The sequence below is a fragment of the Planococcus rifietoensis genome (genome assembly GCF_001465795.2).
Lineage (GTDB): Bacteria > Bacillota > Bacilli > Bacillales_A > Planococcaceae > Planococcus > Planococcus rifietoensis.
This window is the reverse complement of the sequence record NZ_CP013659.2, coordinates 879,625-892,775: the sequence shown is the minus strand read 5'-3', so window position 1 is coordinate 892,775 and position 13,151 is coordinate 879,625. Positions and strand designations below refer to the sequence as shown.

Below are 13,151 nucleotides of genomic sequence, written 5' to 3'. Positions count from 1 at the left end.
GAAGCCCAAAACATTTACGAATAATAAAAAGCAGAGGTGCCGAAATGGATCCACAACAAGAAATCAAGGAATTGCAAGACCTCGTGGCGTATTACCAAGACGTCATTTATAATATGTCGGCACCGATCATCCCATCGATTGTCCCGAACACGATTCTCGTGCCGATCGCCGGATACATCTTCCGCGACCGCTTCGAGACGATCCGGACGAAAGTGCTTGATTATGCCGATGGCCATCGCGACACAGAACAAGTGGTCTTCGACTTCACAGGTGTAACGATGCAAGACGTCCAGTCATTCGACTTCAATGAACTCGCACTCGAACTGACCCAATTGAACAGCGCCTTGAAATTGATGGGCTTGCGCGGCATTTATGTCGGCTTTAACCCTCGCTTCGTCAGGGAAATAGTTCATGCAGGCATTCATGTCGATTTGGAAGTCTATACGACCTTCCGCAGTGCCTTGCAGACTTTGCTCGATGAACGAGAAGCCAAACTGCGCTGACCCGTTTTAGAAGGAGGATGCAACATGAAAGTGCTGCTGCCTTTTCAAGCCATGAACCAATACGCCGAACATATACCGGCCGCCTACCGAACTTCTGCGTGCGGGCCGGTCACCGCTGCCTCCATTCTTCGCTACCATGAAGGCGTGGCGCCAGGTATCGGGCCGCTATATAAATGGCTCGGGGCGACGCCGATCGGATTGAACGCTTTTTGCCTGATTCGGCGATTGAAGAAACTAGCCGGACCGCGGTATGACATCAAGCGGGTTCGCTCGATCGAACAGATTAAACAACAGCTGGATGCCGGTTATCCGCTCGCTGTGAAATTCGACCGTTATTTTTCTTTGCGCTGGTGCCAAAAAACAACCTTCGCATACCACTGGGTCCCACTCATCGGCTATGAAGAGACCGCTGATGATTTATTGCTGTTCATTCACGATAACGGACAAAAAAACCGCCCGAGCAAGCTGCGGGCGGTGTCGTTCCGGGAGAACCGAAGTGTATTAAGTTTCATCCAGATTTCACCGGTTTTCAGAACTAAATGAAGGACTTTTCCAATAATCTGGCGAGCAGGCGGAATTCCCGCTCGTCGAATAACCTTACCAACTCAGCAGAATAATCCGGCACTGCAATTTCCTCGAGTGCCACATCGAGCTGGAGGTCATCTTTGATGACCGCCAGCTTTTTCGATAGCGCGAGCATGTCTTGATGCTCTTCGATTTTCTTTTTCTGTGCCGGCTTCAGTTCCTCGAGGTGATCTAAGACGCCTTCGACCGAACCGTAGCGCTGGATCAACTGGAGGGCTGTCTTCGGGCCGATGCCTTTGACGCCTGGATAGCCGTCGCTCGGGTCGCCCATGAACGCTTTCACATCGGCAAATTGCTCCGGCAAGATGCCATACTCTTCGCCGAATCGCGTTTCGGTGTAGAGATCATAGATATGGAAGCCTTTTTTCATAAAAGCGATCTTGACCGACGGGTTCAATAGCTGAAGCATGTCTTTATCGCCGGTGATGATCGTATAATCCGCCTCGTCCGGCCATTTTTTTGTAAACGAGCCGATAAAATCATCCGCTTCGATGCCTTTCTCGCCGTAATTTTTCCACCCGAGAAGCTCAGACACTTCACGCGCCTGGTCGAATTGATGCACCATATCTTCAGGCGGTGCCGGCCGGTTTGCTTTATAGCCGTCGAACATGTCTGTGCGGAACGTATGCGCGCCCATATCCCAGCATACGGCGATATGGGTCGGCTTCATCAACGATTTTGCGGTGAGTACGTGGCGTGCAAATCCTTGTACGCCGTTTGTGGCAAGTCCGCTTTCTGTACGAAAAAACTGCCCGACGCCTGCTGTTGCAAAATACGAACGGAACAATACCGCCATTCCGTCTACAAGCATAATATGTGGTTTTTCCACAAAAATCCCTCCATTCAACACGATTTCCTTTATTAATTATACGCGACTTTCCATAGAAAAAGGGTGCCGGACTTCCGGCACCCTTTTCGTTCTGTGTTTTCCGAAGCTACTTGCTTGCTTTCCGTGGGGCGGGAATCGAGCCTCCTCAACCGCTTCGAAACCTTTTTGCTCTCACATCTGCATAGCAGATGCGTTGCAAATGATTAGACTCAGCGACGCTTCGCCTAATCATTGCCTGCCGGGGTCTCTCAAACCCGCTGATCCCACAGGAGTCAAGCAAACGCTTCTCCAAACACCTAGACAGTTCACTGAATTTTTTATACAGGATGAGCTTTTGCCCACTTTTACATATGGAGAGCTATCCTCTAGTTCAGCATCTTTTAATAGCTTATCGTTTGCGCTTGATTGCTTTGTATTCAAGGTTCAAGGCTTTATAGAACGACGCCATCATCAATAGCATGATGAACGAGAACGGGAAGGCGGCGATGATTAACGCCGTCTGCAAGGATCCGAGTCCGCCTGCAAAGAGCAGGATGACCGCGATAGTCGATTGCGCAATCCCCCATGTCAGCTTCACGGCATTCGCTGGATCTAAAGATCCGTTTGAGCTTTGCATGCCGAGAACAAACGTCGCCGAGTCAGCAGATGTGATGAAGAAGGTCGAAATGAGCAACACTGCCACAACCGACAACAACATGCCAAGCGGCAATTCATTGAACACCGCAAACAACGTTTCTTCTGTCAACAATCCAGTCAAATCGACGCCGCTGCTTTGCACATCGATTGCCGTTGTACCAAATGCTGCGAACCAGATAAAGCTGATAAACGTCGGAATAAGCAAGACGCCAAACAGGAATTCACGAATAGTCCGGCCTTTGGAAACGCGGGCGATGAAAATCCCGACGAACGGTGACCAAGAAATCCACCAAGCCCAATAGAAGATGGTCCAGCCATCGATCCATGAACGATTTTCCCCGTCAATCGGAGCTGCACGGAAACTCATATTGATCAAGTTCTGGAAATAGTTACCGAGTGAATCGGTGAACATATTGAAAATTAACAAGGTCGGCCCGAGAATGATAACCAAGATCAGCAATGTAATCGCAAGTACCATATTGGTATTTGACAAATACTTGATCCCTTTGCTGATGCCTGACCAAGACGATGCCATGAACAGCACAGTGACAACTGCGATGATGATGATTTGCGTGATCAGGCTATCTCCTGGAATGCCGTCAAACAAATACGCGAGCCCTCCGTTGATTTGAATAGCACCGAAGCCAAGTGTCGTTGCTACGCCGACCGCTGTTGCGAATACGGCGATAACATCAACAAGAACACCCCAAGGGCCTTTCATACGGTCGCCGAACAATGGGCGAAGCGTTGAGGAAATGAGCCCTGGCTCACCTTTACGGAATTGGAAGTATGCCAGCGATAACGCAACTACTGCGTAAATCGACCAGGCATGGATGCCCCAGTGGAAAAATGTAAAACGCATGGATTCCCGGAACGCTTCCTGAGATCCCGGCTCAGCTGTCGCCGGGTCGATCGCGAAATGCGAAAGCGGCTCTGCCGCACCCCAGAATACGAGCCCGATACCCATGCCCGCTGAAAACAGCATCGCAATCCATGTTGCAAATGAGTATTCCGGCTTGTCCGTGTCTTTACCTAAGCGAATTTGTCCCATTGGGCTGACAAGGAAGTACAGGCAAAACAGAACCATTACTGAAACGATCAATAAATAATACCAACCGAACGAAGTAGTCAGGAATGATTCCATATTGCCGGTAACTTCCGCAAAATGTTCTGGAGCAAGCGCACCGTAGCCAACTGCCAAAGCAATTAGAACAATCGCGATCCAAAACACGTTTGTTACTTTCTTCATATAGTCTCCTCCTTTGAATTTCTTCACAAGATATAACGCTACGGAACATTAGCGCGCTTGTCAACTGTCTGAATTATGTATCAACTAAAGCGCTTAGGTTCAATATCAAATACCCATCACCCTGTGGAATGAAACAATGGAAAATAAGACCAATTGCCTACGAGAATGGACTGAATTAACTTGAAAGACTTTGGGCTTTAATTCTTTTACTCTATTCTTTTGATTATATAGAATTACAGCTCATTCAATCTACTCCTGCGCTTTGACAGCAAGGGATTTAATTGTGCTCAAGCATCGTTTGTTTAGAAAGGCCGTTAATGCGGGTAAGGAAATAAGATGTCTTTATTTCAGGACATTTTCGCCATCACTTAAAACAGAACTGGAGCTGAATAGATATGACACAGAAAAATACCGCAATCATTACAGGGGCAAGCAGTGGTATCGGTCAAGCTACTGCAAAGGAACTGGCAGCAAGAGGCTACCACGTCATGCTCGCTGCACGGCGCGAAGAGCGTCTAGTGGAACTGAAAAAGGAAATCGAAGCTGAAGGCGGAAGCGCGGATTATAAAGTAACCGACGTCACCTCAGCCGACGAAATGAAATCACTGGCGCAAGCGGCATTAGAGAAAACTGGAAAAATTGACATCCTCGTCAATAACGCCGGGCTTATGCCATTGTCCTATATGAATAAGCTGAAACTCGATGAATGGGACCAGATGGTCGACGTTAATATTAAAGGCGTCCTTTACGGCATCGCAGCTGTTCTTCCAATCATGGAAGAACAGAAATCCGGCCACATCTTGAACGTTTCCTCTGTGGCAGGCCATCAGGTTATGAAAGGCAGCGCCGTATATAGCGGCACGAAATATGCCGTGCGCGCCATTTCAGACGGGCTGCGCCAAGAGATCGACCCATCACATGAAATCCGCGTGACCATCGTATCGCCGGGTGCAGTTGCAACAGAGTTGACAGATACCATCACGGATGATGATGTGCTCGACAGCTTCAAGAGCATGTCCGAATCGATGGAACCGCTGCAGGCGGAAGATATCGCGAATGCTATCGGTTATGCGGTGGAACAGCCGACATATGTCGACGTTAACGAAATCTTGATCCGCCCGAGACAACAGCCTTAAGAAAAAGAATGGAGACGATTCGAATGAAAACCGATTTTTCCAAGATTTTTATAAACGGCGAATGGACTTCCGGGTCCAGCGATAGCCAAATGAAAAACACCAATCCGTTCACCGGCGAAGAACTGGTCACCACACAAGCAGCCGATAAGAACGATTTGGACGCCGCTTATAAAGCAGCAGAAACCGCCCAGCTTGAGTGGGCGAAGGAATTGCCGCAAGCGAAACAAGCCGTCATGGAAAAAGCCATCGAAGTCATGAAGGAAAACAAAGAATTGATCATCGAATGGCTCATCAAAGAAGCCGGCAGCACGAAGATCAAAGCGACGGTCGAATTCGGCGCCTCGATGAACATCTTGAAAGAAGCGGCGACTTTCCCGTTCCGCATGGAAGGAAAAATCATGCCTTCCCAACAGCCGGGCAAAGAAAACCGCGTCTACCGCAACCCGCTTGGCGTCATCGGCATCATCAGCCCATGGAACTTCCCGTTCCACTTGGCGATCCGCTCTATCGCGCCGGCACTTGCCACTGGCAATGCCGTCGTCATCAAACCGGCGACCGATACACCTGTCACTGGCGGGCTCTTGTTCGCGAGCCTGTTCGAAGCAGCTGGTCTACCTAAAGGATTGCTCAATGTTGTCGTCGGCCGCGGTTCTGAAATTGGTGACGACATCGTCACCCACCCAACGCCGCGTTTGATTTCGTTCACAGGCTCGACGCCTGTCGGCAAACATATCGGCGAACTGGCTGGCGGTGCATTGAAGAAAACCGCTTTGGAACTTGGGGGCAATAATAATTTCATCGTCCTTGAAGATGCTGATATCGACCAGGCAGTCGAGTCTGCCCTGTTCGGCAAATTCTATCATCAAGGCCAGATTTGTATGTCCATCAACCGCATTTTCGTCCACAAGGATATTTACGACGAATTTGCTGAGCAGTTCATTGAACGCGCCGGCAAGTTGAAATACGGCAACCCTGCAGAAGCAGATACGCAAGTCGGGCCGCTTATCAACCGCGACCAAGTCGACCGTATCCTAAAAGACATTGACGCCACTGTCGAACAAGGCGCGAAGATCCGCCTTGGCGGCAAAGCGGACGGCAATGTCCTCCAGCCTACAGTCTTAACCGGCGTTACCAACGACATGCCGCTTGCAGAAAACGAAATCTTCGGCCCTGTCGCCATTCTCATTCCGTTTGAAAGTGATGAGGAAGTCATCGAACAAGCCAATAAATACCCGTTCGGTTTGAGCGGAGCCGTGCATTCCGCGAATATCGAACACGGCACGAACATCGCACACCAAATCGAGACAGGCATGATCCACGTCAACGACCAATCAGTCAACGACGAAGCGCATATGCCATTCGGGGGCGAAAAAGACTCTGGCCTCGGCCGCTTTAACGGTGAATGGGTGCTCGAGGAATTCACTACCTTGAAATGGTTGTCTGTGCAACATCAGCGCAGACAGTACGGGGCATTTGTGGATAATACGAAGAAATAAAATGTGAAACCGGCAGCTCCTCTTATAGGAGCTGCCGGCTTTTATATCATACTGACGATTTTCGAATAGTTTATTGCCCTAAATTATTTCTCATAATATTTCGCAAATTCATTATTTGAGAGGTTTTTATAACCAATTACCATGAAATTTCACAACTAAATGTGTAACGAGTATTCAGATGAAGAATCGCATCTTAAGAAAGCAACTAGATTATCTTACATCCTTGAATACACTTCTAAATCAATCAAACGGAAAGATTTGTCAAATCTATTTTGATAAACAGAATTATAAAACATGTAGAGAGAAATTTTGTGTATAGACTTCACATGTTTTTATAAGCATTTTAAAAAATAGTTGTTCAATTTCACTCCATTAGAATTGAATTATTAAAATACATATTTAAATGGATGGCTTTTTAAATTACTTGTTTCTTCCATTATATATCCTAAGTTTTGTATCATATCAACGTGCTTACAACAAGGATAGTCTGTATTTTCTCCGACACAAACTATTGCTGGAGTTCCTTTTTTAACATCGAGAAAGCCAAAATCTTTTAAATTTGCTATATTTGTTTTGGCACCGTGATGTGACGCAACAAGAAAATCGTATTCAACATTTATAAAAGCATCTGGAAATTGAATATATTCACAGTCACCTGTCAGCAAAACTTTCTGATCATTATTTTTTATCGCTAATATTAATCCAAGGTTATTTTTGTTGTTATAACTAGTTTTTACTTGCTTTCCACCTCTAGTAGCATTGAAGCCTATGTTCTGTCCTTCACCTTTTCCAAGCATTAAATAGTCATTGTCGATAATAACCTGGTTGTTAAATTTATCATCCACAAATATACTTTCAATAGCCGGATTGTAATAAAGGAATGCTGCTAACCTTAATGCACCCATGCTTATATTATCATCGGGTAAAGCGGGAACTATCCAAAGTTTCTCAAATTGTTGTTCTTCAAGATGAACTATACCTTTTATATGATCTTGATCCCAGTGAGAAAGCATAAATATATAATTCTCTCTCAGTTCATTAGCGGCATCTTTTGCAATCTCATCAATATTTTTGGATGGTTTAATACCTATTCCTATATCGAAAATTATACTCAACATATTTTTTTTAGTAATATTATTTGTGAAATTTATTTTAGACCAATTGCCTTGTCCTACACTATATACTATTAATTCATTTTCAAGATTTCCTTTGTGAGGAACCAAATTGCTTATGATTTTTTTCTCTATATCAGAATTGTCTTTTTCAGTATCTATTTCATTTTTAGTTGAATTTTTTATTCCTTCTATGCGCTTTGTAATCTCAGGATCTTGAATTTTATTAAGTGATTTTATATAGGCGGGGACTGACTTTATAGGCGAGGCACTAAAAACAACTTCACCCATTATAGATTCTCTATCCTTATCTCTTTCATCCTCATACGACATTAACTCAACTTCGTACACTCCGTCGTTGTAATTAGAAAGTCTATACTCCAACATTAGGTTTTTATCCGGAAAAAAATCATAAAAATAAGGTCTGTACGAAGGCATATCATGCGAGTAATCTCTACTTATGTATTGTGAGTCGAAATCTATCATTTTTTCATTAGTTAGGGTTAAGAAGTATTCCCCATCTTCCTCAACCAAAATAGCATAGGTTTTGAAATTTTCAGTTGCCGGGGGGATAATTAATCCTTCGAATAGAATATGATTTGCTAAATCGTTTTCATGTAATAAATCTTCTAGTTTTTTAAATTTTTGTTGAAATCCTTCCTCATTAAAAATTGGTCGCGAAAAAGAGAATTTAAATCTTTTAAATGTATTGAAAATTGACTTTTCAACGTTTCCAATTTTATCAATATTTTTGCGTGCGTATAAGTATTTCAAAACATCGGCCGAAAAAGTTCTAAAATTCATATGGTACTTTATAAATACAAAGTGCTCTCCAGCCTTTACTTTCAAAAAGCTGTAATCGTTCGGATCTTCTGTGCTCATAGTTTTAATTTTGGCTATATATAATTTATTTTGGGGGTCATTATAAATATACAAGAATCCCGGCTTTTTGTTCACTTCATTCATTAGAAGTATTATATTCTTTCCAGAATAATCTATATCTAAAGTTTCTCTAGTATGATCTAAAGATGTTGAGATAAATATGTTTTGTAACATCTTTTCTCCCTTCTTACCAATGTAGTGAATAAATGTTAAGTTCATGAATTATAAATTATATAGAATTTCCTAACCACTAAACATCTAATGTTTGCCAGAAGAGGGCATTCAACATGAATAAATTAAGTAAGTGTTAAAGAACATTTAAACTATCTTTGTAACTGAATTTGCTAATCTTTTCTCTCCGCTCACTTCAGTGGTATAGAATCTTTGATCAATACCAAACACGAGAGATTTTAAGTCACCTTCTGATTCTAAAATAAACTTTTGCTCTTCTGTATCAAACTTCAAATCCTCACAGTACTTCCGAACGTAATCCAAAGTACTATCCAATTGATCTTTATCCATTTGATACAATAGATCAGAAACTAATCCTATCCGTTTTCGATTATATGTTTTTACAGAATCTACCCCATAGTCACTATCCAATTTAATAAAATCTTGCCCCAGAAAGTCCTCTACTTCTTCTTTTGTTGCCTCCCTAAATAAAAAATCAATTCCTGGAAATATACTTTTTATTGCATTTAAGTTTCTAAAATATAAAGTATCACTTTCTCTATTATAGAAAGCATCAGCCTCATCTTTAATAACTAAACTAGGACCATCTTGAATAAGCTTATTTCTTTTAAGACTTATAATCTTTCTCTCGACTATTTGACTTGGAGTTACCCTTTGAAAATAATATTTTAATTTGTCTATCCAGAAGATATACTCAATCTTCGATTCATTGATTTCAGTTAAAGTATTATATTCAACATCACTAAACTCACGTTCCAATATATCTATGAAATAAGGCTTCTGAGAAAAATGAGTTAATGTAAAATATTCTTCTTCCTCCAAGATATATTTAGGATCATATTCAGTAGTATAAGTAATATCATAAGAAGGAAATAAAGCAGTGTCATTATCTAGATTTAATACTTTCTTGTAATCTTGATCACCTTTTAGCTTTACCATTAGATCACTCATTGCTTATCTCTCCCTATCTATAAAAGTAAAATCATTAATTCTTTTTAGATTATTGAATTTGTGTACTACGGGATTTTTCATCAACTTTTTAGTAATTAGAAATACTTTAATATTATTCATAGTAGTTACGTAATAAAATTGATACCCCATAAGAATAAAAAGAGGATTAAAATAATTCGTTTGGGAAAAGAAGGTGAAAATAAAAACTATAGAGTAAATAAAACCAAATACAATCCAGTCTGAACTTTCTATACTTAACGCTACAAAAAAATAACCTAAGTATGTGGGAAGAAATGTATGATTAGCCATTTCAATTTCAATAAGCATATTTTTTTCTTTTGTTTGGGATTGTAGACTTGAACTTTCTAAAAACCTAATCATAAAGAGGGAGAGTAAATTCAAAATTATCACTGCACTAAAATATCCAATATATGATATTAGCTCAGAATTAATCCCTTCTCCGAAATCGTATGTGACATGAGATTTAATCAGATAGATTACAACAAACAGTGAAGTAGAACTAATGGTTAATAAAATTCTATAAAGCAGTAACATTTCTTCACCTCATCCGAGAAATTTATAAACCATTAGCTATTCATTTCACTAAAAATCTCATTCATCATATCTTCCATAATAATCGTCTTAAACTCTTCATCTTCAAGAATCTTCATGAAGAATTTCTCATTACTGCTAATACGATCTATGACAAAGTCCATAAACGATTTTTCGAACGAGAACTTGAAATTATCCAAGGTATTGTTCTGAGCTTTTCGCATGATGTCTTCGCTGGCCATCATGTCCTCTTTCACTTGTTCACGTGACAAGAAATCCGTCTCCGAAAAATCGGTGCCGAAGCGTTCATTAATCTTGTCTAGAATTGAGGACAGCTGGACTTTTTCGTCTTCAGTTGCGCCCCCTGCACCGTGCTTTTGGGGATTAATTTCTTCTCCGCCTGTCTTCTCTAGTTCAATACTGCCTTCGAACACTTTTTGGTTCCGGTAATATTGCAATGCAACATTATCGGCCAAATACATATCTTTATCAGTACCTTTTCGAGGAAGCTTGCGAAGCAAGTACGTTAGGTAAATATACAACTTATGAAGATCCACATCGATAAAGGTCACGATTTGCAAAACGAACCCATAGGTACGAATGAATTTCGTCGCTGTGCTTTTGAACGTTTCCTGTTCTTCTTCAGACAATTTTTTATAACGTTCTACCCCTTTATCAATCCATGCGTTCAATTCAATCTGAGCTTTTGTAGATTTCTTTAATCCAGTGACAACTTCCAATTCGTTGACGGCTGCCACTTCTTCTTCTGTATACACTTGATACGGATCGATTTCTGCCTGTAAATCATACAACAAATTCGGATCGGTTGTTTCCGATAGAATCGTTGCTTCGTAATAAGGCTGAAAAGAAGCTTGGATCTCATCAGGATCGTTTACGAAATCCAAGATGAACGTATCGTCTTTCCCTGGGCATGTCCGGTTCAAACGGGATAAGGTCTGAACTGCCTTGATGCCACTCAATGGCTTATCGACATACATTGTGTGCAGGAGTGGCTCGTCAAAGCCGGTTTGGTATTTTTCCGCAACTAGCAACACTTTATAATCATCTGAGTGGAATTTCTCAGGCAGTTCCTTTTCTGAAAATCCATTCATCTCGGGCTCTGTATATGGCACTTCCCCATCATTCACCGTTCCGGAAAACGCAACAATGGTCTGTAGGTCCGTGTAATTTTGCGCTTTGATGTATTTGTCGAAAGCGAGTTTATAGCGGACTGCATGCAGCCGGCTCGCAGTAACCACCATCGCCTTGGCACGGCCGCCGATTTTATGGCGGGTGAAATTGCGGTAATGCTCCACAATAATCTCCGTTTTTTGCGCGATATTATGTGGGTGCAAGGACACATATTGCGCCAGTTTTTTGGTCGCTTGCTTCTTGGAAACAACCGGGTCTTCGTCCACGTCTTTGGCTATCTTATAGAAGGTTTTATAAGTTGTGTAGTTTTCCAGCACATCGTGGATGAACCCTTCTTCAATTGCCTGCCGCATCGTGTATTGATGGAAAGCTCTCGGCTTGCCGTCCGCACCCATTGTGCCAAACTTCTCCAAGGTCTTTGGTTTAGGAGTCGCTGTAAATGCAAAGAAAGATACATTGTCTTGCTTGCCGCTTTTTAAAATCGTTTCGATGATTTTCTCTTCTGTATCCTCCAATGATTCCTCCGCCAGACGGTCTTCCTCGTAAGCATCTTCTAAAGTTTTATCGGATAATATATTGGTCAATGCCGCAGAAGCTTTACCGCCTTGCGAAGAATGCGCTTCATCAATGATGACCGCGTATTTCTTCCGATCCAAATCTGCGACCTTTTCCATAATGAACGGGAATTTCTGCAAAGTCGTGATGATAATCCGCGTCTCACTGTTGATAGCATCTGCCAGTTGACTTGAATCTTTATCGATCCGCTCCACCATGCCTGATTTATGTTCCAGCTGATAAACCGCATCCTGCAATTGTTTATCGAGCACACGGCGGTCCGTGATGACGATGACACTGCTAAAGACAGCTTCGTTTTCTTCATCGTGTAGTTTTGCTAAACGGTGGGCCAGCCATGAGATGGAATTCGTCTTGCCTGATCCTGCACTATGTTGGACCAAGTAATTCGTGCCAACTGATTTTTCTTCGACGTCTTTTTCTATTTTCCGCACTACGTCCAATTGGTGGTAGCGCGGGAAAATAAGCATCTGACGCTCAGCGATCACATCTCCGTTAGAGTCGACGATATCGTCTTTTTTCACAAAGACAAAGCGGTATACCAAATCCAAGAGACTATCAGGCGTTAGCACCCTTTCCCACAAATAGCTGGTCCGATATGTATCATAACCGACAGGATTTCCTTTTCCGCCGTTATTCCCCCGGTTGAATGGTAAGAAATAAGTAGCATTGCCTTTGAGTTCTGTCGTCATGAACACTTCATCCGGATCGACCGCTAAATAAACGATTGCCCGGGAGTTCGACTTGAAAAGCGTTTCCTTTGGATTGCGGTCTTTTCGGAATTGCTTTTTGGCATGCTCCACCGTCTGGCCGGTCAACGGGTTTTTCAATTCCATAACGACCAGCGGCAAGCCGTTCAAAAACAGCACCATATCAAGCGAGTTCTGGTTATCATTCGAATAATACACTTGACGGCTGACAGCAAAACGGTTTTTCTCATACTTTTCATAAAGTGAACGGTTCATCGTCGTCGGCGGTTTGTTATATGCCAGGTCGAGTGTCACTCCACGATCTTTTATTCCTTTCCGCACACACTCAAGCAGCCCCCGCTTTTTGAGTTGATCCAGTATCCGGTTAAGCACTTTCTGTTTATAATCAGCTCCGTATATCCTCTCCAAAGTCCGCATGCGCTTCGGTTGCGTGTCCTCCAGAAAAGCGAATAACTCTTCGACATCCAGCGCATGATTTTCAAACTTTTGACGAGCCTCTCCCGTAAGATTCCTCCTCTTATACCCAGCTTCCACTAATGAAATCTCTATATTCGCCTCAAATCCTGTCTCTGACACATCCATCCTCATTCGAT

10 protein-coding genes are annotated in these 13,151 nt (G+C 42.6%); 4 read left to right on the top strand and 6 right to left on the bottom strand.

Annotated features, from left to right (window positions below):
- Nucleotides 1-44: 44 nt before the first annotated feature.
- Nucleotides 45-503 (top strand): STAS domain-containing protein, encoded by a 459-nt coding sequence (locus AUC31_RS04245; protein WP_058381226.1) that lies wholly within the window; start codon nt 45-47, stop codon nt 501-503.
- A 24-nt stretch (nt 504-527) separates the two neighbouring features.
- Nucleotides 528-1,046 carry a C39 family peptidase gene (locus tag AUC31_RS04240; RefSeq protein ID WP_058381227.1) on the top strand — a complete coding sequence of 173 codons (519 nt, stop codon included), beginning with the start codon at nt 528-530 and terminating at the stop codon, nt 1,044-1,046.
- Here the strand turns inward: AUC31_RS04240 and AUC31_RS04235 are convergent.
- Nucleotides 1,039-1,917, bottom strand: a complete 879-nt coding sequence (locus tag AUC31_RS04235) for a 5'-3' exonuclease (protein WP_058381228.1) — start codon at nt 1,915-1,917, stop codon at nt 1,039-1,041. The genes AUC31_RS04240 and AUC31_RS04235 overlap by 8 nt on opposite strands.
- A 388-nt stretch (nt 1,918-2,305) precedes the next feature.
- A complete protein-coding gene (locus AUC31_RS04230) occupies nt 2,306-3,802 on the bottom strand; it encodes a glycine betaine uptake BCCT transporter (protein ID WP_058381229.1) in 1,497 nt (498 codons plus the stop codon).
- Between the two features lie 395 nt (nt 3,803-4,197).
- On the opposite strand from AUC31_RS04230, the gene AUC31_RS04225 reads away from it, so the two are divergent.
- Both AUC31_RS04225 and AUC31_RS04220 read left to right on the top strand, forming a co-directional pair.
- The gene (locus AUC31_RS04225; protein ID WP_058381230.1) at nt 4,198-4,938 is read left to right on the top strand and encodes an SDR family oxidoreductase; all 741 of its coding nucleotides are present in this window, start codon (nt 4,198-4,200) and stop codon (nt 4,936-4,938) included.
- 23 nt (nt 4,939-4,961) lie between these two features.
- A complete protein-coding gene (locus AUC31_RS04220) occupies nt 4,962-6,434 on the top strand; it encodes an aldehyde dehydrogenase family protein (RefSeq protein WP_058381231.1) in 1,473 nt (490 codons plus the stop codon).
- Between the two features lie 386 nt (nt 6,435-6,820).
- Here AUC31_RS04220 and AUC31_RS04215 read toward each other — a convergent pair whose 3' ends face one another.
- The 4 genes from AUC31_RS04215 to AUC31_RS04200 form a co-directional block, all read right to left on the bottom strand.
- Complete coding sequence (locus AUC31_RS04215; protein ID WP_058381232.1) at nt 6,821-8,602, bottom strand: ComEC/Rec2 family competence protein; 1,782 nt, start codon at nt 8,600-8,602, stop codon at nt 6,821-6,823.
- Nucleotides 8,603-8,746: 144 nt separating this feature from the next.
- Nucleotides 8,747-9,571, bottom strand: coding sequence for a hypothetical protein (locus AUC31_RS04210; protein WP_058381233.1), 825 nt, complete (start codon nt 9,569-9,571; stop codon nt 8,747-8,749).
- Nucleotides 9,572-9,574: 3 nt separating this feature from the next.
- The gene (locus AUC31_RS04205) at nt 9,575-10,126 is read right to left on the bottom strand and encodes a hypothetical protein (RefSeq protein WP_058381234.1); all 552 of its coding nucleotides are present in this window, start codon (nt 10,124-10,126) and stop codon (nt 9,575-9,577) included.
- 32 nt (nt 10,127-10,158) lie between these two features.
- The gene (locus AUC31_RS04200; RefSeq protein WP_058381235.1) at nt 10,159-13,146 is read right to left on the bottom strand and encodes a type I restriction endonuclease subunit R; all 2,988 of its coding nucleotides are present in this window, start codon (nt 13,144-13,146) and stop codon (nt 10,159-10,161) included.
- Nucleotides 13,147-13,151: the final 5 nt, after the last annotated feature.